Annotated in this window: 18 protein-coding genes and 1 pseudogene; 13 read left to right on the top strand and 6 right to left on the bottom strand. The window is 55.3% G+C overall.

Translation table 11 applies throughout. The features are described 5' to 3' along the window. Window positions 1–21: 21 nt before the first annotated feature. Together xdhB and xdhC are read left to right on the top strand one after the other, a co-directional pair. Window positions 22–888: pseudogene (xdhB, locus tag B5G27_RS16965) on the top strand (xanthine dehydrogenase subunit XdhB); the annotation flags it as partial. A gap of 96 nt (window positions 889–984) precedes the next feature. Then, on the top strand, window positions 985–1,488 hold the full coding sequence (xdhC, locus tag B5G27_RS16960) for a xanthine dehydrogenase subunit XdhC (protein WP_087179674.1): 504 nt from the start codon (window positions 985–987) through the stop codon (window positions 1,486–1,488). Between the two features lie 355 nt (window positions 1,489–1,843). Here the strand turns inward: xdhC and arcC are convergent, their stop codons facing one another. The 6 genes from arcC to B5G27_RS14890 all read right to left on the bottom strand — a co-directional run bounded on the left by arcC (window position 1,844) and on the right by B5G27_RS14890 (window position 8,350). Further along, window positions 1,844–2,788 carry a carbamate kinase gene (gene arcC / locus B5G27_RS14915; RefSeq protein ID WP_087179646.1) on the bottom strand — a complete coding sequence of 315 codons (945 nt, stop codon included), beginning with the start codon at window positions 2,786–2,788 and terminating at the stop codon, window positions 1,844–1,846. Between the two features lie 15 nt (window positions 2,789–2,803). After that, window positions 2,804–3,187: a RidA family protein gene (locus tag B5G27_RS14910; protein WP_087179645.1), complete on the bottom strand. Its 384-nt coding sequence runs from the start codon at window positions 3,185–3,187 to the stop codon at window positions 2,804–2,806. A 126-nt stretch (window positions 3,188–3,313) separates the two neighbouring features. Continuing rightward, a complete protein-coding gene (ygeW, locus tag B5G27_RS14905; RefSeq protein ID WP_087179644.1) occupies window positions 3,314–4,507 on the bottom strand; it encodes a knotted carbamoyltransferase YgeW in 1,194 nt (397 codons plus the stop codon). A gap of 347 nt (window positions 4,508–4,854) precedes the next feature. Further along, window positions 4,855–6,165 (bottom strand): YgeY family selenium metabolism-linked hydrolase, encoded by a 1,311-nt coding sequence (locus B5G27_RS14900; protein WP_087179643.1) that lies wholly within the window; start codon window positions 6,163–6,165, stop codon window positions 4,855–4,857. 139 nt (window positions 6,166–6,304) lie between these two features. Next, window positions 6,305–7,510, bottom strand: coding sequence for a diaminopropionate ammonia-lyase (gene dpaL, locus B5G27_RS14895; protein ID WP_087179642.1), 1,206 nt, complete (start codon window positions 7,508–7,510; stop codon window positions 6,305–6,307). Between the two features lie 192 nt (window positions 7,511–7,702). Further along, window positions 7,703–8,350, bottom strand: a complete 648-nt coding sequence (locus B5G27_RS14890) for a helix-turn-helix transcriptional regulator (RefSeq protein WP_087179641.1) — start codon at window positions 8,348–8,350, stop codon at window positions 7,703–7,705. A gap of 275 nt (window positions 8,351–8,625) precedes the next feature. On the opposite strand from B5G27_RS14890, the gene ssnA reads away from it, so the two are divergent. The 11 genes from ssnA to B5G27_RS14835 all read left to right on the top strand — a co-directional run bounded on the left by ssnA (window position 8,626) and on the right by B5G27_RS14835 (window position 24,194). Next, a complete protein-coding gene (ssnA, locus tag B5G27_RS14885) occupies window positions 8,626–9,960 on the top strand; it encodes a putative aminohydrolase SsnA (protein ID WP_087179640.1) in 1,335 nt (444 codons plus the stop codon). A 132-nt stretch (window positions 9,961–10,092) separates the two neighbouring features. Then, window positions 10,093–11,526, top strand: a complete 1,434-nt coding sequence (locus B5G27_RS14880; protein WP_087179639.1) for a uracil-xanthine permease family protein — start codon at window positions 10,093–10,095, stop codon at window positions 11,524–11,526. Window positions 11,527–11,554: 28 nt separating this feature from the next. Next, window positions 11,555–14,551 carry a putative selenate reductase subunit YgfK gene (gene ygfK / locus B5G27_RS14875; RefSeq protein WP_087179638.1) on the top strand — a complete coding sequence of 999 codons (2,997 nt, stop codon included), beginning with the start codon at window positions 11,555–11,557 and terminating at the stop codon, window positions 14,549–14,551. Window positions 14,552–14,629: 78 nt separating this feature from the next. After that, window positions 14,630–15,997 carry a dihydropyrimidinase gene (gene hydA / locus B5G27_RS14870; RefSeq protein WP_087179673.1) on the top strand — a complete coding sequence of 456 codons (1,368 nt, stop codon included), beginning with the start codon at window positions 14,630–14,632 and terminating at the stop codon, window positions 15,995–15,997. A 1-nt stretch (window position 15,998) separates the two neighbouring features. Next, complete coding sequence (yqeC, locus tag B5G27_RS14865) at window positions 15,999–16,868, top strand: selenium cofactor biosynthesis protein YqeC (protein ID WP_162611267.1); 870 nt, start codon at window positions 15,999–16,001, stop codon at window positions 16,866–16,868. Between the two features lie 91 nt (window positions 16,869–16,959). Then, on the top strand, window positions 16,960–18,339 hold the full coding sequence (gene yqeB, locus B5G27_RS14860; RefSeq protein ID WP_087179636.1) for a selenium-dependent molybdenum cofactor biosynthesis protein YqeB: 1,380 nt from the start codon (window positions 16,960–16,962) through the stop codon (window positions 18,337–18,339). A 14-nt stretch (window positions 18,340–18,353) separates the two neighbouring features. Further along, window positions 18,354–20,921 carry a selenium-dependent xanthine dehydrogenase gene (gene xdh, locus B5G27_RS14855; protein WP_087179635.1) on the top strand — a complete coding sequence of 856 codons (2,568 nt, stop codon included), beginning with the start codon at window positions 18,354–18,356 and terminating at the stop codon, window positions 20,919–20,921. A gap of 3 nt (window positions 20,922–20,924) precedes the next feature. Continuing rightward, window positions 20,925–21,281, top strand: a complete 357-nt coding sequence (locus B5G27_RS14850) for a winged helix-turn-helix domain-containing protein (protein ID WP_087179634.1) — start codon at window positions 20,925–20,927, stop codon at window positions 21,279–21,281. A 195-nt stretch (window positions 21,282–21,476) separates the two neighbouring features. Then, window positions 21,477–22,367, top strand: a complete 891-nt coding sequence (modA, locus tag B5G27_RS14845) for a molybdate ABC transporter substrate-binding protein (protein WP_087179633.1) — start codon at window positions 21,477–21,479, stop codon at window positions 22,365–22,367. 24 nt (window positions 22,368–22,391) lie between these two features. After that, window positions 22,392–23,096, top strand: a complete 705-nt coding sequence (gene modB / locus B5G27_RS14840) for a molybdate ABC transporter permease subunit (RefSeq protein ID WP_087179632.1) — start codon at window positions 22,392–22,394, stop codon at window positions 23,094–23,096. Between the two features lie 3 nt (window positions 23,097–23,099). Beyond that, window positions 23,100–24,194 (top strand): sulfate/molybdate ABC transporter ATP-binding protein, encoded by a 1,095-nt coding sequence (locus B5G27_RS14835; RefSeq protein ID WP_087179631.1) that lies wholly within the window; start codon window positions 23,100–23,102, stop codon window positions 24,192–24,194. Window positions 24,195–24,758: the final 564 nt, after the last annotated feature.

Raw genomic sequence — 24,758 nt, 5'->3', positions numbered from 1 at the left:
ATCGTTCGGAGGTGAGAGAGAATGTATGATATGAAAGCTTTGTATGAAGCGCGAAGCGTTGACCATGCCATCCGGCTCCTTCAGGAGCATCCGCAGGCCCAGATCATCGCCGGGGGGAGCGATGTGCTGGTGCAGATGAGGGAAGGAAAACGGGCGGGAGCCGAGCTGGTGAGTATCTACGGCCTGGATGAACTGCGCGGCGTGAGCATGGAGGAGGACGGGACGATACGGATCGGTCCTCTTACAAGCTTCTCCCATATCACAAGAGACCCGCTGATCCGGAAATATATCGGAGTCCTGGGTGAGGCAGTAGATATGGTAGGTGGTCCTCAGATACGCAATATCGGGACCATCGGAGGGAATACATGCAACGGCGTTACGTCCGCTGACTCTGCCTCTACGCTTTTCGCCTGGGATGCAGTGATCGAGCTGACCGGGCCGGAAGGGGTACGCCGGATCCCAATCCGGGACTTTTACATACGGGCAGGAAAAGTAGACCTTCGCCCCGCGGAGATCCAGACCGGCATCCTGATCCGCAGGGAATCTTATGAAGGGTATCAGGGGCATTACATCAAATATGCGATGAGAAATGCCATGGATATCGCTACACTGGGATGCTCTGTAAATGTAAAACTATCGGATGACAGGAAAACATTTACTGACATTCGGATCGCTTATGGAGTGGCAGGACCTGTCCCCATGAGGGCAGTGCATGCGGAGGCGGCTGGGAAAGGGCTTCCTGTGACAGAAGACAGCATCGAAAAGATCAGCAGCACTGTCCTCGAAGATGTGACTCCCCGGGACAGCTGGAGAGCAAGTAAGGCGTTCAGGGAACATATCTCAAAAGTGCTCTGTAAGCGGGCGCTCGAGGAGGCTGTGAAGCGGGCAGAGAGCGGGGCCGCGCAGGAAACGGAACAGGAGGAGAAAGCGGATGTCCGTGATGGTAATATCAGGGATTGTGTGGATGACAGTGAGGATAACAGCATACAGACCGGAAACAGCCGGTATAAACTAATCCGCTGCCGGATCAACGGTGTGGACCGTGAGGCAGTGGTGGATGTGAGGGCTTCCCTGACAGATATGCTCCGCAATGACTATTCCCTGACCAGTGTGAAAAAAGGCTGTGAGGTCGGAGAGTGCGGCGCCTGCAATGTGATCATTGACGGCGAGTGCTATAACTCGTGTATCTATCTGGCAGCGTGGGCAGATGGAAAAGAGATCCGCACGCTGGAGGGGCTGATGGGACCGAACGGCGAGCTGTCGGACATCCAGCAGGCGTTTATAGACGAGGCGGCAGTGCAGTGCGGGTTCTGTACGCCGGGCGTGATCATGAGCGCGGTGGAGATCCTTGAGAGAGGGAAAGAATACACAAGAGATGAGCTGAGAAAAATGCTGTCAGGGCATCTGTGCAGGTGCACGGGATATGAAAATATCCTGAACGCGGTGGAAAAGACGATGCGGAAGAGGCTGGAAAAGAATTCGGTATGAACTGGTATGAACCTCAGTATAAACTTCAGTATGAACTAACATTCAGATGATTGACTTTTCGCCTGTGCTTGTTACAATATACTTACCAAAAAAACTGGTAAGGATGGATGCAGCCCATCTGCTCCGGACAAATATCATATTACTACACAAGTAGTCGTCTAATCTTACCAGAGAGTGGGACGGCTACTTTAATTTAAATCAGGGGCAGCCGCGGACCTCATGGCAGAGTCCGCGGCTGTCCCTGTTGTCATATTTAATTACATATTTTAGGAGTTTGCCGCATGCTTTCAGATGAATTCCAGTGGCGATCAATACATAAATATTTACATAGCATGCGATATATAATTCATGAGGATTAAAGATGGATCCTTGTTCCGGTCTTCCCCTGTATCCCGTCTTTTGCTTTTTCGAGCAGGGTGATCAGCGCCTGGCGCCCGGGCTTGGACTCGGCAAATTCTACGGCAGCCTGTACCTTTGGCAGCATGGATCCCGCCGCAAAGTGTCCTTCATCAATGTATTGCTTTGCCTCGTCTACGGTGATGTCTCCCAGCCATTTCTCATCCGGCTTTCCGTAATTGATGGCTGCTTTTTCCACGGCGGTCAGGATGATGAGGAAGTCCGCATCCAGCTCTTTCGCGAGGAGACAGCTTGCAAAGTCTTTGTCAATGACCGCGCTGGCACCTTTTAAGTGATTGCCCTGACGGGTGACCGGGATGCCGCCGCCACCGCAGGCGATGACAACGTCTCCGGAGTCTACCATATTGCGGATCGTCCCGATCTCTACGATCTCCTGGGGCTTCGGGGAAGCGACCACGCGCCGGTAGCCGCGCCCTGCGTCTTCCTTCATGATATAGTCATATTTTTCCGCCATTACATCCGCCTGCTCCTTTGTCATAAAGCGGCCAATGGGTTTGGATGGGTGCTCAAACGCCGGATCCTCCGGATCTACCCGGACCTGTGTGATCATGGTCGCTACGGGGATATCCGTGATCCCCCGGTTTAAAAGCTCCTCCCTGAGCGCGTTCTGCAGGTCATAGCCAATGTACGCCTGGCTCATGGCAACGCAGACGGACAGCGGTGTGTTCGGCTGCTGGGGATCCTCATGGGTGAGCGCGATCATGGCATTGTTCACCATACCCACCTGAGGTCCGTTCCCGTGCGCGACAACGACTTCGCAGCCCTCCTCGATCAGGTCCACGATGGCCCGGGAAGTGATCTTCACGGCTTTCATCTGTTCGGGAAGCGTATTGCCGAGGGCGTTCCCGCCCAGGGCAATGACGATACGTTTCTTTTTCTCCATATCAAGCCTCCTGCATTAAGCCTCTTTTACAGCGGCGATCGTCTCTACCTCGCAGAGGACTCCTTTCGGAAGCGCTTTTACCGCAACGCAGGAGCGCGCCGGCTTGCCTGTGAAATACTTTGCGTACACTTCGTTAAATGCCGCAAAATCACCCATATCTGCAAGGAAGCATGTCGTTTTGACAACATCAGTGAATTCAGCGCCCTGGCTCTCGAGAAGCGCCTTGATATTCTTCATGACCTGCTCTGTCTGCTCCTCGATCGTCGTGCCCACGACTTCCCCTGTTTCCGGGGAGAGCGGGATCTGTCCTGAGAAGAAAGCAATCCCGTTCAGGATGATCCCCTGTGAGTACGGTCCGATAGCTGCGGGTGCGTTTTTTGTTTCAACATATTTTAACATGATCGTGATACCTCCTAATGTCTGCTGTGCCTGGGAACAGGGTCCCGGCTGTTGATATATTTTTGCCCTCAGATTTTATCTGTTTTCAAGATATCTGGCCTCTGTCTGAGAAATCGATGCTCTTACTTATTTAAAGATCCTGGGCGTGCCTTTCTCTTCCAGCTTTTTGAGAATGTCGGCCGGATCGGCGAATTTCGCAAGGAAGATCATAGCTGCGATGATGTACGGTTTGTAGCTTGCTTCCTTGTACAGCGGGTCTCTGTAACGGTCAAATACGCTTGCATCGACTTCGCCTTCCTCGCAGCTCACGCCTGTGATGTCAGCGGGCAGGCAGTGCATGTAGAGCGCTTTGCCGTCCTTTGTCGTCTTCATCAGTTCCTCTGTGCAGGCCCAGTCTTTGTGCTCCGCGTTCTGTGCCAGCAGTTCCTGCTCCAGAGCCTTGATGCCGTCGAAGTCGCCGTTTCCGTAAAGCTCGGTGCGTTTCTCCATTGCCGCGAACGGAGCCCAGCTCTTCGGGTAAACGATGTCAGCGTCTTTGAATGCCTCTGCCATGCTGTTTGTCTTTGTGAATGTGCCGCCGGATTTCTTTGCATTTTCCGCAGCCACAGCCTCGACCTCCGGGAATACTTCGTAGCCTTCCGGATGCGCCAGTACAACGTCCATTCCGAAACGTGTCATCAGTCCGATGATACCCTGGGGAACGGAGAGCGGTTTCCCGTAAGACGGGGAGTAAGCCCATGTCATGGCGATCTTCTTGCCTTTTAAGTTCTCAACGCCGCCGAATTCGTGGATGATGTGGAGCATGTCAGCCATTGCCTGTGTCGGGTGGTCGATGTCACACTGCAGGTTCACAAGCGTCGGTTTCTGCTCAAGGATGCCATCCTTGTTGCCCTGGGTTACAGCGTCGACAACTTCGTGCATGTAAGCATTTCCTTTGCCGATGTACATGTCATCGCGGATCCCGATGACATCCGCCATGAAGGAAATCATGTTCGCGGTCTCGCGCACAGTCTCGCCGTGGGCAACCTGTGATTTGCCTTCGTCCAGATCCTGTACTTCAAGCCCTAACAGATTGCAGGCAGAAGCGAAAGAGAAGCGGGTGCGCGTGGAGTTGTCGCGGAAAAGAGAGATGCCGAGACCGCTCTCAAATACCTTTGTGGAAATGTTATTCTCTCTCATGAAACGCAGCGCGTCAGCAACAGTAAAAACTGCCTCCAGCTCGTCGTCCGTCTTCTCCCATGTCAGGAAAAAGTCCCCGTTGTACATATCCTTAAAGTTCAGGGCATTCAGCTTGTCAATGTAATCCTGTAAAGTTTTCATGTTGTTTATCCTCCTTGAATATTGAAATAAAAAATTTTATAGTATGCGGACGAAAATCCGTTTCTGTGTCATCAGATCGGAAATTATAAACTCCTCATTTGAAAAATTGTGCGTTTCTCCAGCAAACTTCCGCCTGCATTTTTCCTTTACGGCGGATGAACCTAGAGAGGCGGCGTGTGTGTCCGGAGCGGAAGTCCAAGTGGAGCGGCGGAGAATCCATCCCAGAGCCGTTAGGGCGCGGGGCGGAGCCGCACTCGGCGAACGCTCCGCACCCTTACGGCTCTGTGGATTAGTCGCAGCCGCGGGAACGTCGGAGCGAAGGACACATATGATGCCTCTCGGACGTTTTATTCGCAGTAAATCCCGGGCAGTGCCGCGTATACAGCCGCGCAAGTGACGAGATCCTGTTTCCATGTTTTCTCGTTCGGCGCATGTGCCTGCGCTTCCGCGCCCGGTCCGAATCCGATGCAGGGGATGCCGTTTCTTCCCATGATGGAAACTCCGTTTGTGGAGAATGTCCACTTGTCTGTCAGCGGACGGCTCTGGCGCATTTCCAGAGTCTCCTCCGCGCCGATCCTTTTGTCCCCGTAGAGAGAGGTGTATGCTTTTTCGAGAGCCTTTGTCACCTTATGGTCCTTCGGGATCGCCCATGTCGGGAAGTAGCATTCGATCTCATAGACGCATCCGGTGTAGGATGGGCGGTCGTAGTTGTACATGGAAACGATCACGTCATCGCCGTATTTCTTTACGCTCGGGAGTGCGCGGATCTCATCCAGACAGCTCTCCCATGTCTCTCCGAATGTCATGCGGCGGTCAAGGGATACCGCGCAGGAGTCAGCGACCGCGCAGCGGCTCGGCGATGTGTAGAAGATCTGTGATACTGTGACAGTGCCGCGTCCGAGGAATCGCGCTTCCTCCCAGTCCGGATTGTATTTCGGATTGAGCATTTTTACGAGTCCTTTGATCTCTGTCTCGTCAGCGTCGTCGTTTTCGTTGAGTGCGCGCACATCCTGAAGGATGTCAGCCATCTTGTAGATCGCGTTGTCCCCGCGCTCCGGGGCGGAGCCGTGGCAGGAGACGCCTTTGACGTCGATGCGGATCTCCATGCGCCCTCTCTGTCCGCGGTAGATGCCGCCGTCCGTCGGCTCTGTGGATACGACAAATTCCGGGCGGATCTTGTCTTCGTTGATGATGTACTGCCAGCACAGGCCGTCGCAGTCTTCCTCCTGGACGGTCCCCACGACCATGATCTTGCATCCTTCGGGGATCAGGTCCATATCCTTCATGATCTTTGCTCCGTATACTGCGGACACCAGGCCGCCGCACTGGTCGGACACGCCGCGCCCGCCGATCTCGGTCTCGTTCTCATATCCTTCGTATGGATCAAATGTCCAGTTGTCGATATTGCCGATACCTACGGTGTCAATATGCGCATCGTATGCGATGATCCTGTCGCCTGTGCCCATATAGCCGATCACATTCCCCTGGGGATCGATGACGACCTCATCGAAGTCCAGCTTTTTCATCTCTGCGGCGATCGTGTCGATGTGTGCTTTTTCATCGCAGCTCTCGCCCGGGTTCCTGACGATGGCACGCAGGAATGCGGTCATGTCCGCCTGATAACTCTGCGCTGCTTCTTTGATCTTGTTGAAATCCATAGTTTTCTCTCTCCTTTTCTGATCTGAAAATATGATGAAAGTCTCTTTGTCAGGCGCCGTGCCGCGGAGGGTGCGGCACCGGGCCGCCTGAACGGATAAAAGTTGGATGGTTTCCTTGATTTATGCCGGGAAAAGACAGCTATCTGTCATTTCCGCCCCAGACGATGGATTCATATCTCTCCGGGTCCGTGTCGCCTTCTGTGGAGAAGAGCAGGACTCTGGAGTTTTCATCCAGACCCAGGTGATCCCTGAGCGGCTTGTATTCGTCCATTGTCATGATGCACGCCAGTGTCCCGAAGGGAGCGGCTCCGGATTCACCGGAAGTGACCGGCTGGTCGCCTTTGACCGGAGCTGCGAGCATGCGCATTCCCTGCGCTGCCACCCAGTCAGGGGATGCGATAAATGTATCGACGTGGTTTTTCAGGATATCCCAGGAGATCGTGTTGGGCTCTCCGCAGGCAAGTCCTGCCATGATGGTGACCATGTCGCCGTCCACGATTCGGATGTCCCCGTCCCCCGCACATGCTCCTTTGTACAGACAGGCCGCGGCTTCTGCCTCTACGACAACAACCTTTGGCGGGTTCTCGGGATACCGGTTCGCGAAATATCCCTGGACAGCGCCTGCAAGAGAACCGACGCCTGCCTGTATGAATACATGGGTCGGACGTTCGCATCCGTAATCGTGGAGCTGTTCGTCCGCTTCCATTGCCATGGTGCCGTACCCCTGCATGATCCAGGACGGGATCTCCTCGTAGCCGTCCCACGCGGTATCCTGCACCATGACGCCGTTCTCTGTCTTTTCTGCCATGGCGTTCGCCATGCGCACACATTCATCGTAATTGTAATCCTCGATCGTTGCCTGAGCTCCCTCTGCAAGAATGTTGTTCAGCCTTGTCTGCGTGGTGCCCTTCGGCATGAGGACAACCGCCTTCTGTCCCAGCTTGTTTGCAGCCCAGGCGACTCCGCGCCCGTGGTTGCCGTCTGTCGCGGTGAAAAAGGTTGCCTGGCCGAATTCTTTTCTGAGTTCTTCCGAGGTGAGCACATTATATGGAAGCTCCGACACGTCTTTCCCGGTCTGCTTCGCTATGTAGCGCGCCATGGCGAAAGAGCCGCCCAGCACTTTGAAGGCATTGAGCCCGAAACGGTAGGACTCATCCTTGACGTAGACTTCCTTCAGGCCGAGGCGCTCTGCCATGCGGTCCAGCTTCGCCAGGGGAGTGACGCTGTACTGGGGAAAGCTCTCGTGAAAGGCGCGCGCCTTCCTGACCTCGTCAAGCCCCATGATGGGGAGATTGGAATCTTCGGTTTTCGGCATTTTGTTGACTGCCCATTTGATCGTATCCATTGAGGAACCTCCTTAAAAATGATTGCTTTATTATGTTTTTGTGAACATGCGCTGATATGAACCTGCTCCAGCCCGGATCCGCCGCTGTGCGGCTCCTCCGGGCTGTATGGCGGCCGCCATATGCCGGTGCCGCCATATCCTGCCGCCTGTGAGCCGGCTCACGCGTCAGGATATGCTGTCCCTGGCGCATGTTCATCCTTTGTCCATGTAGCTGTACAATGTAAACTTTGATATTCCCAGCAGGGACGATACCTTATCGCCGGATTTGGTGATGAGGAATGCCCCGGCGTTGTTCAGATACTGTACCACAGCCGTTTTGTCATCCTTATTCATGAGAGCGACCGGCTTCCCTACTTTCGCGATGGCCTGCTCGATGAGCAGATCCAAAAGCTCGGTCACATTGTGGGTGATCGTCTGAGGTGTATCTGATGAGCTGCCTTCCCCGCTGTCTTCCGGCCCTGTCTGCACAAGCCCGTGCACTGCGTTTTCCACAGCGAGCAGGGCGGTGATGTCGTAATTGATGGAAAAGATATAGGCAATCTTCCCGTTGTCATCCCGGATGTAGAGCGTGCTGGATTTTAAGATCCGTCCGTCCTCTGTCCTGGTGAGATAGGCGAGCCTGTCCTTGATCTTCGCGGGATCTGAGCGGAGCGTCTCCAGTACGATCCCGGACGGACCGTCGCCGGCGTGCCGGTTGGACACGTGCCCGTTCTCAATATATACGATGGATTTATCCAGGTTTTTCTTTGTCAGATCGTGGATGACCACTTCGCAGGAACTGCCGAACTGGGCTGTGAGCCCGTGCGCGAGCTGTTTTAAAAATCCGAGTTTCTGAACCATTTTTTCACCTGCCTTTTTCATTGCGTGAACCAGCGGGAAAATGTGTTTGTGATGTGTGTTTCTAAACCCATCATAGCATAAAAAAAATGAGAGTCAATAGTTTTTCTAAAAATTTTTTAGGTCACCTAAAAATTAATTAGAATTCTTGTTGCAATTATATATATTTGATGGTATTCTATAAGAAGTAAAGTATATTTATATGCGAAGTGCACAGAAAATGGAGAGAGTGTGCCTTTAAAGATGTGTGTAAAATAAATAAAAAAGGAGAAGAAATGATGCTGGTTTTAGGTAATGGAAGAGTAGTTACAAGAGACGCCTCATGTCCGTTCATCGAAGACGGCGCGGTCGCGGTCGAGGGCACGAAGATCTGCCGGGTCGGGAAGTCGCAGGATATCAGGTCAGCGTTTCCTGACGCGGAGTATATCGATGCAAAAGGCGGCCTGATCATGCCTGCTTTTATCAATGTACATGAGCATATCTACAGTTCGTTTGCAAGAGGGCTTTCCATAAAGGGCTACGATCCGAAGGGATTCCTTGATATCCTGGACGGGATGTGGTGGACCATCGACCGGAACCTGACGCTCCATGATACATATTTAAGCGCCATGGCGACTTATGTGGACTGTATCAAAAACGGGGTGACCACGGTCTTTGACCATCACGCAAGTTTCGGCTCGGTCGGAGGCTCTCTTTTTGAGATCGAAAAGGCGGCAAAGGAGACGGGAGTCAGGTCCTGTCTGTGCTATGAGATCTCAGACCGGGACGGCATGGACAAGGCGCGGGCGTCCGTGATGGAGAACGCGGAGTTTATCCGGCATGCGCTGAAAGATGAGAGCGGGATGATCGCGGGCATGATGGGCATGCACGCGCAGTTTACGATCTCGGATGAGACCTTTGAGCTTGCGGCGGCGAACAAGCCCGATGAAGTGGGATACCACATCCATGTGGCGGAGGGGATCGAGGATCTCCACCACTGCCTGAAGCATTACGGGAAACGGATCGTGGACCGGCTGATGGATCACGGGATCCTGGGAGAAAAGACGCTGCTCGGGCACTGCATCTACATCAATCCCCACGAGATGGACCTGATCAAAGAGACAGGCACCATGGTCGTACATAACCCGGAGTCCAATATGGGCAATGCGTGCGGCTGCCCGCCCACCATGGAGCTGGTGCACAGAGGGATCCTGACCGGGCTTGGGACAGACGGATATACCCATGACATGATGGAGTCCTTTAAGGTGGCGAACGTACTGCACAAACATCATCTCTGCGATCCCAACGCGGCGTGGTCGGAAGTCCCGCAGATGCTCTTTGAGAATAACGCAAAGATCGCGGGAAGGTACTTTGAACCCGAGCTGGGCGTGCTGAAAGAAGGGGCGGCAGGAGATGTGATCATCGTGGCATATGATCCGCTGACGCCCATGAATGAGAACAATATCAACGGCCATCTCGTATTCGGGGTGACTGGGCATGATGTAGTGACGACCGTCGCCAACGGCAGGGTCCTGATGAAAGACCGGAGGCTGACGCAGATCGATGAGGCAAAGGTCATGGCGGACTGCCGCCAGGCAGCGGCGGAACTGGCGTCCAGGATCAACAGCAGATAAGGCCGGGAAGAAAGGTCAAGGCCAGGAAGAAGGGTCAGGGCCAGGGGTCATGGTCTGGATCAAAGACACAAATAATAATGAAAGGAAGGGCCCGGCATTGTATCTGCCGGGGGCAATATTGGGTGAATAAAAATGAGTGATACAAAACTGAAACGTGACAATTCGCAGTTATTCAAATGGGACGGGAAACCGTCGATGGGACAGGTGCTCCCCCTGGCGGCGCAGCATGTGCTGGCAGCGGTCGTGGGATGCGTGACGCCGGCGATCCTGGTCGCCAATGCGGCGAACAATGCGGGAGGCAATGTGGACATGGGCCTGCTGATCCAGGTGTCCCTTGTGTTTGCGGCGCTCTCCACGCTTTTACAGCTGTATGCGCAGAAGATCAAACTGGGAAGCGGCCTGCCGGTCATCATCGGCGTCAGCTTTGCCTATGTGCCGACTATGACAGCCATCGCCGCCCAGGCGAAAGACGTCAATACCATATTCGGCGCCATGATCATCGGCGGCGTTGTGGCGATCCTCGTAGGGCTGTTTATCCGTCAGATCAGGAAGGTATTCCCGCCACTTGTGATCGGGACTGTGATCCTGGCCATCGGGCTTTCCCTTTACAGCACCGCAGTCAACTACATGGCAGGAAACTCTTCCAATACATATGAACTGATCGTGGAGCAGCAGGGAAAAACAGCGGCTCTTGTATACGGCTCCTGGCAGAACTGGCTGGTAGCGTTCATCACGCTGGGCATCGTAGTCCTTCTGAACCATTACGGCAAAGGGCTCTTTAAGCTGGCGTCGATCCTGATCGGTCTCCTCTGCGGGTATGTGGTGGCGCTCTGCTTCGGGATGGTGGACTTCTCCGCCCTCTCATCCGCGGGATGGTTCCAGGTGCCGATGCCGCTGGCATTCGGGCTGAAATTCGACATCTCGGCGATCCTGCCCCTGGCGATCCTGTTCCTGGTCAACTCGATCCAGGCCATGGGCGATTTCTCCGCCACGACTACAGGCGGCATGGACCGCCTCCCCACGGACGATGAGCTGAACGGCGGTATCATCGGGTACGGCATCAGTAATATCGTGGGCGCGCTGTTCGGCTGCCCGCCGACGGCGACATACAGCCAGAATGTAGGTATTGTCGGATCTACGAGAGTTGTGGCGAGAAAGGTCTTCTCCGTGGCGGCAGTGATCCTTCTCGTAGCGGGGCTGATCCCGAAGTTTTCCGCACTGCTGCGGACGATCCCGCAGTGCGTGCTCGGCGGCGCGGTTGCTTCCGTGTTCGCGTCCATCGCCATGACCGGCATCAAGCTGCTCGTGACAGAGAAGCTGACTTACCGCAATACGACAGTGGCAGGGCTTTCCATCGCTATCGGCATGGGCGTATCCTTAAGCGACGGCTGCCTGGATCAGATGACACAGAGCATCCACAGCGCCCTGAACATGAGCATGAGCCTGGAGAGCTTCCAGTCCATCATCAACAATACCTTTGCATCCTCTCCGGTGGTGCTGGCGACTATCTTCGCTGTGATCCTGAACCTGATCCTGCCAAAGGACAAACCGGACGCGGCTGCATAACCTGATTTTCTGATACAGGAGGAAAGATATGAGTGATATTATGAGACCAATGTCATTTGCCCAGCTGCTTGACTGGATGATGACAGAACATAAAAAGTACGGGACTGTCTTTGGAACCCGCCATGCGTACCATGCAGATGAGAAATATGCAAGGACGATCTTCGGGCGGACGCTGGAGACGCCCATCGGTCCCGCCGCGGGACCCCACACCCAGCTCACGCAGAATATCGTGGCGGCATATTACACGGGCAGCCGTTTCTTTGAGCTGAAGACCGTGCAGATCATGGACGGCGCAGAGCTGTCCGCCTGCGTGAACAAGCCGTGCATCAAGGCGGACGACGAGTGCTATAACTGCGAGTGGTCCACTGAACTGTATGTGCCGCAGGCGATGGGAGAATACATCAAGGCATGGTTCCTCTGCAAGATCGCGGCTAAGGAATTTGGACTCGGGAGTATGGACGGATTCCAGTTCAACATCAGCGTGGGCTACGATCTGGCGGGCATCCAGTCCGAGAAGATCGACAATTTCTTAAATACCATGAAGCGCGCCCAGGATTCCGAGATATTCAAATCCTGCCGGGCATATCTTTTGGAACATGCGGATCTGTTTGAGCATGTGACGAAAGAGGATATCGAGAGTATTTCCGGCGACATCTGCAACTCTGTGACGATCTCTACGCTTCACGGATGCCCGCCCCAGGAGATCGAGCGGATCGCCATGTACCTGATCACGGAGAAAGGATTCCACACGTTTATCAAGTGCAATCCGACCCTTCTGGGATATGAGTTCGCGAGAAAGACTATGGATGACATGGGATATGACTATGTGGCGTTCGGAGATTTCCACTTTAAGGACGACCTGCAGTGGGAGGACGCTGTCCCCATGCTGGACCGTCTGATGAAAGTCTGTCAGGAGAGGGAGCTGGAGTTCGGCGTAAAGATCACGAACACCTTCCCCGTGGATGTGAAGCAGAACGAGCTCCCCAGCGAGGAAATGTATATGTCAGGGAAGTCCCTGTATCCTCTGTCTATTTCCCTTGCGGCGAAGCTGGCGAAGGAATTTGACGGAAAACTGAGGATCTCCTATTCGGGCGGCGCGGATTTCCATAATATCAAAGGTATCGTGGACGCCGGAATCTGGCCGGTCACCGTGGCCACCACACTGCTCAAACCCGGCGGATATGACAGGACGGCACAGATGGCGTCGCTCCTGGAGAAGGAGAACGATGTGTTTACAGGCGTCAGCGCGGAAAAGACGGCTCAGCTGGCGGCAGATGCAAAGGTGAGCCCCTATCATGTGAAGGCGGTGAAGCCGCTGCCGTCGAGAAAGATGAAAAAACAGGTGCCGCTCCTGGACTGTTTCACCGCTCCGTGCAAAGAGGGATGTCCCATCCATCAGGATATCCCGGCGTACCTGCAGCTTGTGAAAGCAGGAAAATACGAAGAGGCACTGAAGGCGATTACGGAGAAGAACCCGCTCCCGTTTATCACGGGAACGATCTGCGCCCACCCGTGCATGGGAAAATGCACCCGCAATTTCTATGAGGATTCTGTACATATCCGCGAGATGAAGAAGATCGCGGCTGAGAACGGCTATGACGCCCTGACCGGAAAGATCACGGCTCCGGCTGTGACAAGACCCGGAAAGGCAGCAGTCATCGGCGGCGGACCGGCAGGAATGGCGGCGGCGTACTTCCTGAGAAGAGCAGGAATGGATGTGACGCTGTTTGAGAAGCGCGGCGCCCTGGGCGGCGTGGTGCGCCATGTGATCCCCGGCTTCCGTATCCCGGAGAATGCCATTGATAAAGACGCGGCGCTTCTTGAGAAGCTGGGCGTAAACATTTACCTGAATTCAGAGATCACGGATATCAGCATGCTGAAGAATGCCGGATACACGGCAGTGATCCTTGCAGTGGGAGCTTCAGAGCCGGGCAGGCTGAAGCTGGAAAAAGGCGATCCGGTCAATGCGCTGGAGTTCCTCGCTGACTTTAAGGAAAAGGACGGAAACCTGGATATCGGCAGAAATGTGGTCGTCATCGGCGGAGGAAACACGGCCATGGATACCGCAAGGGCAGCGAAGCGCACGAAAGGCGTGGAGCATGTGTACCTTGTATACAGAAGGACAAAGAGATACATGCCGGCGGACGAGGAAGAGCTGGAGATGGCTGTGGAAGACGGCGTAGAGTTCATGGAACTGCTCGCCCCGGTGAAAGCAGAAAACGGCAGGCTTCTCTGCAAAGTGATGAAGCTGGGCGATCATGACGCGTCCGGCAGGAGAGGCGTCGTTGAGACAGAAGAAGAAAAAGAAATCCCGGCGGACACGGTCATCGCTGCAGTGGGAGAGAAAGTGCCCACAGGGTTCTATGAGGCGAACGGCATCCATGTAAATGACAGAGGCCGCGCCCTTGTGAATGAAGAGACATGCGAGACGAACCTTGCCGGAGTCTATGTAGTGGGCGACGGGCTCGGCGGCCCGGCCACTGTCGTGGAAGGGATCCGGGACGGGCGCAGAGCGGCGGAGGCAGTCATCGGAGAAAGCCTGGCAGAGGAGATTGTTTCACAGACAGACGAAGAAACCGTGTATAATAGAAGAGGAAACCTTGCCGATGCGAGAGAGGACAGAGAGGAAAGCGGACGCTGCCTCGGCTGTGAAGGCATCTGCGAGAACTGCGTGGAAGTATGCCCCAACCGGGCCAACATCGCCATCCGTGTCCCGGGCATAGAGAAGCACCAGATCATCCATGTGGACTATATGTGCAATGAGTGCGGCAACTGTAAGAGCTTCTGCCCGTATGACAGCGCTCCTTATCTGGACAAATTTACCCTGTTCGCCGATGAAAAAGACATGGAGGACAGTAAAAACCAGGGATTTGCAGTGCTCGACAGAGAAGCAGTGAAGTGTAAGGTAAGGTTCTTTGGAGATACTTATGTGTGGACAAAAGGGGAAGAGACGAGGATCCCGGACGGCCTGCAGAAACTGATGGAGGCAGTGTGCAGGGATTACGGATATCTCCTGAGAGACTAGAAACAAATGCCGGTCCGGCGGCGCCATCTTTCCCGGGGCGCAGCCGGGCCGGGAACTTACAGAAAGAAGGGGTCAGTGATGAAACGGTTATTCAAGGGCGGTACAATTGTCAGCGGAGATGGGATGAGAAAGGTGGATCTTCTTGTAAAAGGGGAAAAGATCCTCGCAGTGGGCGAGGACCTGGAATTCCGGGACGCGGAGGTCGTGGATGTGAGCGGGAAGCTCCTTTTCCCCGGCTTTATCGACGCCCATACGCATATGGCGCTGGAAGTGAGCAATACAGTGACCGCAGATAAGTTTGACACAGGGACAAAGGCGGAGCTGGCAGGGGGAACGACCTGCATCATTGACTATGCCACCCAGTATCAGGGCGAGAGCCTGCGGCAGGCGTTGGACAACTGGCACGAAAAGGCGGACGGGGAGGCTTCCTGCGACTATGCCTTCCATCTGGCGCTCACGGACTGGAATGAAGAGATCAGCCGGGAGCTGGAAGAGATCGTGGCAAAAGAGACCATGTCCTTTAAGCTGTATATGACCTATGACACCATGGTGGACGACGAGACGATGTATGAGATCCTGTCCCGGTTAAAGGAACTGGGTGGGATCGCGGGAGTCCATTGTGAGAATGACGGGATCATTAAGGCAAGGCTGAAAGAAGTAGAGAAGAGAAAAGGAGACAGAAAGGACGTCTCCGATTATCCGTGGACCCGCCCCAAAGAGGCGGAGGCAGAGGCGGTCTCCCGGCTGTTAAAGATCGCGAAATGCGTGGATACCCCTGTCATCGTCGTGCATTTAAGCACTGCCGCAGGGTACCGGGAGATCTTAAAAGCCAGGGAAGCGGGGCAGACTGTCTATGTGGAGACATGCCCCCAGTATCTTGTGCTGGATGATGAGAAATATTCCCTTCCCGCGGAAGAGGCAAGGCACTATATGATCGCGCCCCCGCTGAGGAAGAAAAAGAACCAGGAGACGCTCTGGCAGGCGCTGAAGGAAGGTCGGATCCAGACGATCGCCACAGATCACTGCAGCTTTACAAAAGAGCAGAAGACGGCAGGGGCAGAGGACTTTGCGAAGACTCCCTGCGGGATGCCCGGGGCGGAGGAGCGCCCGGCGCTGATCTGGCAGTTCGGGGTCAATGAGGAGAGGATCACGCCGGAGCAGATGTGCATCTACCTGTCGGAAAATCCGGCGAAGCTCTATCATCTCTATCCGTGGAAAGGCGCGCTCATCCCCGGAGCGGACGCGGATATCGTCGTGTGGGATCCGGATACAGAGTGGACGCTGAGCGCGGAAGACCAGCAGTCTGCCTGTGATTACTGCCCCATGGAAGGGACAGCGATCCGGGGCAGGGCGGAGCAGGTATATCTGAGAGGAACGCTGGCAGCGGAGAACGGGAAGATCCTTGTGGAAAAGGCAGGGACTTATGTCCGCCACGGCGCAGAATAATATGATATGGATTTACAGAGAAGACCGATTGTGTGAAATCCCCTCTCTGGCAGATGCACTGGGGATTTTGGGGGCACAGAAGGGACGTCCTGCGGCTTCTGCCGCGGGAGCGTCGGGATCCCCTGGATGCCGATGCCCTGCCCGATGTCCGGTGGTCTCCGCTGTGGGAGCGGGCGGCAAGACGACGGCTCTGCACAGGCTGGCAGAGGAATTTGCCCGGCAGGGGCAGCAGGCCGTGGTCACGACCAGCACCCATATCCTGGAGGAAGACGAGCCGTATTTTCTGAGGGCAGCGGCCGGTGAAAGGCTGGCAGACCGGAAGCTGCGGGAAGCAGCCAGGGCTTTTGCAGATCAGGTCAGGGAAAAGCTGGACCGTTTCGGACAGGTGTGGACAGGATCTCCCGCCCCGGGCGGGAAGCTCTGCGGCCTGCCGGAATTGTTCATGGAACAGATCTGGAAACTGAACGTTCCGGTGCTGGTCGAGGCGGACGGAGCCCGGAAAATGCCGATGAAAGTCCCGGCGGCACACGAGCCCGTGATCCATCCCCGGACGACCCATGTGCTGAGCGTATATGGGCTGGACGCAGTAGAGGAAAAGCTGGAAAACGTCTGCTTCCGAAAAGAGCTGGCAGAGAAGATCCTGAAAAAAAACGGGACGGAGCCCGTCACCCCTGAGGATATCGCTCTTCTCGCCGCCTCCCCGGAGGCAGGGAGAAAAGGCTGTCCGGAACAGGCGGCATACACGGTTGTTTTAAATAAGGCGGACAACGCTGAGAGAAGGGAAACGGCGCTTGCCATATGCAGCCTGCTGAAAGACAGGGGGATCGGCAGGGTGGTCGTCACCTCGCGTATGGACGTCAGGAAGCAATAAACAAAACAAGCAATAAATAAAACAAGCAATAAATGAATCAAGCAGGAAATGAAGATCAGCAGATGATCTCACGGAAGGCAGGACAGACAGCATGAAGATACTGATCAAAGGAGCCGGCGACCTTGCCACGGGGATCGCTTCCCGGCTTTACGGAGCGGGACATCAGATCCTGATGACAGAAATAGCAGAACCTCTTACAGTCCGGCGGACAGTGGCCCTGTCAAGGGCAGTCTATGAGGGATGCGCGGAAGTGGAAGAGATGAGAGCATTCCGGGCGGATTCGCAGGAAGAAGCCGGTGAGGTTTTAAGCCGGGGGGATATCCCGGTGATAGTGGACCCGGAGGCCCGGTGCCGGAGATGGTTCGAGCCGGATGTGATCGTGGACGCGATCCTGGCAAAGAAAAATCTCGGGACAGAGATCACGGACGCTCCCTTTGTCATTGGAGTGGGACCGGGATTTACTGCCGGAAATGACTGCCACTGTGTGGTGGAGACGAAGAGAGGGCATACACTGGGAAATGTGATCTGGCAGGGCAGCGCGATCCCAAACACCGGAGTGCCGGGCAATGTGGGCGGCTATACCATTGAGCGGCTGATCCGGGCGTCAGCAGCGGGAAAGATCGAGCCCAGGGTCAAAATAGGCGATTTTGTGGAAGCCGGACAGGTCGTTGCAGTCACAGGCGGGGAGCCGGTATACGCGCAGATGAGCGGGATCGTCAGAGGCATGCTCCAGGAAGGCTCGGCTGTCACAGAAAATCTTAAGATCGGCGACATTGACGCAAGGGCAGAGATCTCCCACTGCTATACGATCTCCGATAAGGCGAGAGCCATCGGCGGCGGCGTGCTGGAGGCGGTGGACAGATTCGCATTGATGCAGGGCAGATATGCCATCGTCATACTCGCCGCTGGAGCAGGGACGAGATTCGGGGGCGACAAGCTCCGGGCGCTGGTCCGGGAGAAGCCTCTCTATGAACATATGCTGGAGAAGGCGGAGGCATTTTCCTCTTTCCCGTCGTTTATCGTGACCGGTGACCGTCAGATCGCGGAAGCCGCAGAGAAAAGAGGGATCACAGCCGTGCAGAACCGGGAGCCGGAGAGGGGGATCGCTCTGTCGCTCCGACTGGGGCTTCAGGCAGTGCAGAGAGCATTTGCCGATGCGGGAAGAGAAGACCGCCTGCGGGGCATCCTGTTTTCGGTCTGCGACCAGCCGGGGATCGAGACTGCCACCATGCAGAGGATCTTTAACACAGCGGCCCTGCACCCGGGAAGCATCATATGCGCGGGAAGGTCCGGGAAAACAGGAAATCCGGTCCTTTGGGACAGGAGATACTTCCCCGGGCTGGCGGAGCTTACAGGAGATGTGGGCGGCCGCCAGATCATGGACAGCCACAGAGAACAGATCAGGATCGTGGAGGCAGAGGCGGAAGAGCTGATCGATGTGGACCGGCGGGAAGATTTAAGGAGTCTATGAAAGGAAGAAGACTTATGATCAAGGTTCTGGTAAATGGAAAAACATACGAGGCGGAAAAAGATAAAAAACTGATGCGGTTCCTCCGGGACGACCTGCACCTGACCTCTGTAAAAGACGGATGCAGCCAGGGCGCCTGCGGGACCTGCACCGTGCTGGTGGACGGGAAGACGACCCGCGCCTGCATCCCCATGCTCTCAAAGGTCGAGGGAAAAGAGATCGTCACGGCAGAAGGATTAAGTGAGCGGGAGAAAGAAGTCTATTCTTACGCTTTTGCCACAGCAGGGGCAGTGCAGTGCGGATTCTGCATCCCGGGCATGGTCATGTGCGCGAAAGGACTGATCGATAAAAATCCCGACCCCACCCGGCTGGAAGTGGTGGCTGCGATCCGGAATAATATCTGCCGGTGCACAGGGTATAAAAAGATCATAGAAGGGATCCTTTTAAGCGCGAAGATCTTCCGCGAGGATCTTCCGGTGCATGAGGAGAGCGGGCAGGTCAGTGTAGGCCAGGCGATCCAGAGGATCGACGCGAAGGAGAAGGTGCTGGGTACCGGTGAATATCCCGATGACATCTATCTGGACGGCATGGTCTACGGGAGCGCGGTGCGCTCTGAATACCCACGGGCAAAGGTGCTGGCCATCCATCCGGAAGAAGCGCTCGCACTGGACGGGGTCATCGGAGTGTACACAGCGGACGATATCCCGGGCGAAGTCAAGGTGGGACATCTGAAACATGACTGGGATACCATGATCCCGGTGGGGAAGGTGACCCATTATCTGGGCGATGCGATCTGCCTTGTCGTGGCAGAAAATCAGGACATCCTGGAGCAGGCAAAGCTGAAAGTAAAAGTCGATTACGAAGTGCTGGACCCGGTGCTGGATCCCTTTGAGGCGATGAAGCCGGACGCGCCCCTTGTCCATGGGGACGGGAATATCCTTGCACACGAACATCTTGTGCGGGGGGATGCGGACAAAGTGATCGCGGAGTCAAAATATAAAGTGACCACGCATTATGAGACGCCCTGGACAGAACATGCGTTCCTGGAGCCGGAGTGCGCGGTGGCAATGCCTTTTGACGACGGCGTGTTCATCTATTCTTCGGACCAGGGTACCTATGATACCCAGCACGAGTGCTGCATCATGCTGGGGCTGCCGCCGGAGAAGGTGATCGTGGAAAATAAGCTGGTAGGCGGCGGATTCGGCGGAAAGGAAGACGTGTCCGTACAGCATCATGCGGCGCTGCTGGCCTATCTGACAAAGCGGATCGTGAAGGTGAAGCTGTCCCGCCAGGAGAGCATCGTCGTGCACCCGAAACGCCATCCCATGTGGATGGACATCACCACGGCATGCGATGAGAACGGCTATCTGACCGCCATGAAGGCAGTAGTCGTATCCGACACAGGGGCATACGCTTCCCTGGGCGGGCCGGTCCTCCAGAGAGCCTGCACCCATGCCGCAGGACCGTATAATTTCCAGGTCATTGACATTGACGGCAAGGCAGTGTATACAAACAATCCGCCTGCGGGGGCATTCCGCGGCTTCGGGGTGACACAGACCTGTTTTGGCTCAGAGCGGAACCTGGACCTGCTGGCAGAAAAGGTGGGTATCTCTCCCTGGGAGATCCGCTACCGCAACGCCATCCGTCCGGGACAGGTACTCCCCAACGGGCAGATCGCAGACGCGTCCACCGGGGTGGCGGAGACACTGGAGGCGGTGAAAGAAGTGTATGAGAGCGAGCCTTACGCGGGCATCGCATGCGCCATGAAAAACGCAGGCGTGGGCGTAGGCCTTCCCGACTGGGGGCGCTGCAGGCTTCTTGTAAAAGACGGAAAAGTAGAGATCCATGCAGGGGCGTCCTGCATCGGGCAGGGACTTGGGACTGTGCTGACCCAGGTCGTGTCCGAGACGACAGGGCTTGGCATTGACAGGATCGTGTACTGCCGTCCCAACACGGCGAATTCCCCGGATTCGGGGACCACATCCGGTTCCCGCCAGACGCTGATCACAGGCGAGGCGGCAAAGCGCGCCTGCGAGAAACTTATGGAGGACTTGAAAAGAAGCGATCTGGAGACGCTGGAAGGCAGGGATTATGTGGGAGAATACCTCGCTAAGACAGACAAGATGGGAAGCGATGTGCCGAATCCGGTATCCCATGTGGCTTACGGATACGCGACACAGGTCTGTGTGTTGAACGAAGACGGGACCATCAAAAAAGTGGTTGCGGCACACGATGTAGGAAAAGCGGTCAACCCCATCAGCGTGGAAGGGCAGATCGAGGGCGGCGTGGTCATGAGCCTTGGCTATGCGCTCACAGAGCAGTATGAGATCAAGGACGGGTATCCGGTGTCCCGCTATGGCACGCTGGGACTCTTTAAGGCGGATAAGACGCCGGATGTGGAGCCGATCATCGTAGAGAAGCCCGGCGTGGATGTGGGATACGGCGCCATCGGCATCGGGGAGATCACATCCATCCCAACAGCGCCCGCAGTGGCAGGGGCATACTACAAGTGGAACGGGAAATTCCAGACAAAGCTCCCGCTGTCGGATACGCCTTATGAGAGAAAGAAGAAAGCGGTGAAATAGCCTATGGCAGGACAGAGTGGGACAGAAAAGAAGATCCGACCCAGGCTCAAGGTACAGCTTGTGGGCACAGAGCCATTCTTCGGACCGGGGGTAAAGACGCTCCTGGAGTGTATCCGCGGGGAAGGGTCTGTCCGCGATGCCTGTGAGAAGATGGGGCTATCTTACAGCAAAGGCAGGAAGATGCTGGAGAGGGCGGAAAGAGAGCTGGGCTATACCATCGTTGAGCGCAGCCCCGGGGGAAAGAACGGGGGCAGCGCCAGAGTCAGCAAGGACGGCATGAGGCTGCTCTCCAGGTATGAACGCTTTGAGAAAGAACTGACCGAACTGGCAGAGGAAAAGTACAGAGAAATCTTTCTCTAGAACAGTGTCCGGCAGATGGCCGGACGATATACCGGCTGGCTGACCGGGCCGGGCGGCGCAGTAAGATACAGATCCACAGGACGGCTGTTATTGCACACAGAAGCAGGCGAAAACAGCCGTCTTTTCAGGATAATCGATTGCTTTTTAAAAAGCATTCGAATATAATTGATGTAAAGAATGGAAGGAGGCAGCGGAATGAAAAAGAAGTTTCTGGCAGCGCTGACAGCGTTGGCTGTGATAGTTTCCATGGCAGGATGCAGGGCCGGCGAAGACAGGGCGGACGCTGACGGCAGCGGAGACGCGCAGGCGGAAGGCGGCGGAGCCGGGGAAGAGGACACAGAGATCCAGGTATTTATCGCGGCGAGCCTGGATACCGTCATGACAGAACTGGCGGATCTGTACCACGAGGAGCACCCGGAGGTAAAGATCACATTTAACGCAGACAGCTCAGGCACTCTCCTGACACAGATCCGGGAGGGGTATGAGTGCGATATTTTCTTTTCCGCGGCACAGAAGCAGATGGACGACCTGGAGGCGGACGGACTGATGGTCGAAGGAACGCGGGCAAATGTCGTGAATAATCAGGTTGTCGTCGTCACTTTGAAAGACAGCGGGACTCAGGTCACAGGGCTGGAAGACATGGGAAAAGCGGAGAGTATCGCCCTGGCAGGAGGAAGTGTGCCGGCTGGCAGGTATACAAGACAGGCGCTCATTCACCTGGGGATGCTTCCGGAGACGGACGACCCGGCGTCCATTACCACACAGGAGGTCTCAGAGGCTCTGGGCGGCGTGGAGATCAGCGAGCAGGATAACGTGAGCAAGGTGCTCACTGCGGTCGCGGAAGGATCCTGCGAGGTGGGAACGACGTATTATTCCGATACATACGGATATGAGGATGACCTGGAAATCCTCCAGACAGTGAGCTGCGACCTGACCGGAGATGTGATCTATCCGATCGCCCGCGTGGTAAATGAGGAAGCGGATGAGGCACAGACAAAAGCAGCAGAAGATTTTCTCGCTTTTGTTCTCTCGGATGAGGCGAAAGCAGTGTTTGAGTCTTATTATTTTGACACGGATGTAGAATAACAACAGGCGGAGGAGCCGGATACAATGGAAGAGATCATGGAGATTTTAAAAGAGCTGGACTGGAGTCCTTTGTTTATATCTATAAAGACCGGGATCGTGGCAACGGTGATCTCGTTCTTCCTGGGGATATTTGCAGCGCGCAAGGCTGTGAAGGCGTCCCCGGGGAAAAAGGCGCTCATTGATGGGATCCTGACCCTTCCCATGGTGCTGCCGCCCACTGTGGCGGGCTTCTTTCTCCTGCTCTTATTCAGCAGGAGAAGGCCTTTCGGAGAGTTCCTGTTCGATGAGTTCGGGTTCAAAGTAGTCCAGACATGGCTGGGATGCGTCATCGCGGCGACAGTGATCGCCTTTCCCCTCATGTACAGGAACGCAAGGGCAGCCATGGAGCAGATCGACGTGAATCTCGTGTATGCGGGAAGGACTCTCGGAATGTCCGAGATAAAGATATTCTGGGAGATCATCATCCCCACGGCGGGACCGGGGATCGCCTCAGGGACGATCCTGACATTTGCAAGGGCGCTGGGAGAGTACGGCGCAACGTCCATGCTGGCAGGCAATATCCCGGGGAAGACAGGGACCATTTCCCAGAAGATCGCAATGGTCATACAGGATGGAGATTATCTGACCGCCGGGATCTGGGTGGCAGTGGTCATGGTCATCGCGTTTGCCGTGATTTTTTTCATGAACCTGATCTCCGGGAAGAAGATGAAAAATATCGGGAGGTGGTAGCCGGTGCCGATCAAAGTACAGATCAAAAAGAAACTGGACAGTTTCCTGCTGGATATGGAGTTCCAGAGCGAGTCCCGTCGCATCGGCATCCTGGGCGCTTCCGGCTGCGGCAAGAGCATGACGCTGAAATGCATCGCCGGTATTGAGACGCCGGACGAGGGGCATATAGAGGTGGAAGGACGGACTCTCTTTGACCGGGAGAACCGGACCGACCTGAAGCCCCAGAAACGAAATGTGGGATACCTGTTCCAGAATTATGCCCTGTTTCCCACAATGACAGTGGAGAAAAATATCGCGGCAGGGCTGAAGGGGACCAGACGGGAAAAAGAGGCGCGTGTGCGTGAGATGATGAGAAAATTTCAGCTCAAAGGGCTGGGAAAGCGTCTGCCCGTCCAGCTCTCAGGAGGGCAGCAGCAGAGAGTGGCGCTGGCGAGGATCATGGCGTATGAGCCGGATGTGATCCTGCTGGACGAGCCGTTCTCTGCGCTGGATATGTATCTGAGAGACCGGCTGCAGCAGGAACTGATGGAAATGCTGGCGGATTATAAAGGGACAGTGGTCATGGTGTCGCACAACCGGGATGAGCTCTATCGGTTCAGCGAAGAGATGGTCGTGATAGACGAAGGGCATGTGGCGGCAGCGGGGGAGACAAAGGAGCTCTTCCAAAATCCGGTCAGCCGGGAGGCGGCGCGCCTGACAGGGTGCAAGAACTTCTCGCGGATCCGCCGGGTGGACGCTCATACGGCGGAAGCGGCAGACTGGGGAGTGACCCTGCATACAGAGAGGGAGATCCCGGAGGACGTACAGTGGTTCGGATACCGTGCCCATGACTTTGTGCCTGTCTGGGGAGAGCGGGGAGAGAATATGCTCCGGTTTGACCTGGAGAGCACTGCGCTTCTTCCGTTTGAGAGAAACTACTATCTCCGGCCGGAGAGACACGGGGATGACGGGGAATGCGGCGGAGTCCAGCCCATCTGCTGGTTCGTCCAGAGGGAAAAGATCGAAGAGCTGGACAGCAGAGGAATGCCGGATCATGTGATGTTCCGGGAAGAGAAACTCCTGTTCCTGAAAGATCAGTGTTTCCATAAGCGGCTTTAGTGCAAAGTGCGAAGCTGGATTTTTATTTTCTTACACGGAAATTTTCCAATGGATAAGTCTGCTTCTTGCAGCCAGGATATCGTGACAAGGAAGACGGAGATCGCACCGGAAAATATTGTAATCACGCCGATACACGAGTGAGCTTCCATCGAAATCCCTCTACAAGTTCATATTGCAGATCATATAAAATATAGGTATAATAGCGTCGATATGGATCGGCGCTATTTTCTGCACCTGCCCGTGCGCGTTTTTAAACCATGCTGCAACTCTGTCTGTCAGCGGGAAGAAGATGAGCAAAAACAGAGGCGCTTGCTGTGAGGAGAAGAGGAGAAATGTGAAACAGGCGGGGCGCCCACGCAGAGCACACAAAAGAAAAGAGAGGGAAAAAGTAATGAACCGAGTATTCCAGACCTCAGAGATCGAGACCATGTGCCAGGACTTAAAGACCATCCTGGAACAGTGCAAGGAGCACGTCTCCGCCATGAAAAGCTGCGCGGACAAGGTGGAGAGCGCCCTGAACAGCGTGCCCCGGGACGTACAGTACGGGGATGCCTTCACCGCGCT

The organism is Lachnoclostridium sp. An76 (assembly GCF_002161355.1).
In the GTDB taxonomy this organism is placed as follows: Bacteria; Bacillota; Clostridia; order Lachnospirales; family Lachnospiraceae; genus Mediterraneibacter; species Mediterraneibacter caccavium.
This window is presented reverse-complemented; position numbering and strand designations above follow the sequence as displayed.

What these genes read in the sequence shown, in the direction of transcription:
- arcC (WP_087179646.1), bottom strand. Translation starts at nt 2,788, where the DNA reads ATGGAGAAAAAGAAACGTATCGTCATTGCCCTGGGCGGGAACGCCCTC.
- B5G27_RS14910 (WP_087179645.1), bottom strand. Translation starts at nt 3,187, where the DNA reads ATGTTAAAATATGTTGAAACAAAAAACGCACCCGCAGCTATCGGACCG.
- ygeW (WP_087179644.1), bottom strand. Translation starts at nt 4,507, where the DNA reads ATGAAAACTTTACAGGATTACATTGACAAGCTGAATGCCCTGAACTTT.
- B5G27_RS14900 (WP_087179643.1), bottom strand. Translation starts at nt 6,165, where the DNA reads ATGGATTTCAACAAGATCAAAGAAGCAGCGCAGAGTTATCAGGCGGAC.
- dpaL (WP_087179642.1), bottom strand. Translation starts at nt 7,510, where the DNA reads ATGGATACGATCAAATGGGCAGTCAACAAAATGCCGAAAACCGAAGAT.
- B5G27_RS14890 (WP_087179641.1), bottom strand. Translation starts at nt 8,350, where the DNA reads ATGGTTCAGAAACTCGGATTTTTAAAACAGCTCGCGCACGGGCTCACA.
- ssnA (WP_087179640.1), top strand. Translation starts at nt 8,626, where the DNA reads ATGCTGGTTTTAGGTAATGGAAGAGTAGTTACAAGAGACGCCTCATGT.
- B5G27_RS14880 (WP_087179639.1), top strand. Translation starts at nt 10,093, where the DNA reads ATGAGTGATACAAAACTGAAACGTGACAATTCGCAGTTATTCAAATGG.
- ygfK (WP_087179638.1), top strand. Translation starts at nt 11,555, where the DNA reads ATGAGTGATATTATGAGACCAATGTCATTTGCCCAGCTGCTTGACTGG.
- hydA (WP_087179673.1), top strand. Translation starts at nt 14,630, where the DNA reads ATGAAACGGTTATTCAAGGGCGGTACAATTGTCAGCGGAGATGGGATG.
- yqeC (WP_162611267.1), top strand. Translation starts at nt 15,999, where the DNA reads ATGATATGGATTTACAGAGAAGACCGATTGTGTGAAATCCCCTCTCTG.
- yqeB (WP_087179636.1), top strand. Translation starts at nt 16,960, where the DNA reads ATGAAGATACTGATCAAAGGAGCCGGCGACCTTGCCACGGGGATCGCT.
- xdh (WP_087179635.1), top strand. Translation starts at nt 18,354, where the DNA reads ATGATCAAGGTTCTGGTAAATGGAAAAACATACGAGGCGGAAAAAGAT.
- B5G27_RS14850 (WP_087179634.1), top strand. Translation starts at nt 20,925, where the DNA reads ATGGCAGGACAGAGTGGGACAGAAAAGAAGATCCGACCCAGGCTCAAG.
- modA (WP_087179633.1), top strand. Translation starts at nt 21,477, where the DNA reads ATGAAAAAGAAGTTTCTGGCAGCGCTGACAGCGTTGGCTGTGATAGTT.
- modB (WP_087179632.1), top strand. Translation starts at nt 22,392, where the DNA reads ATGGAAGAGATCATGGAGATTTTAAAAGAGCTGGACTGGAGTCCTTTG.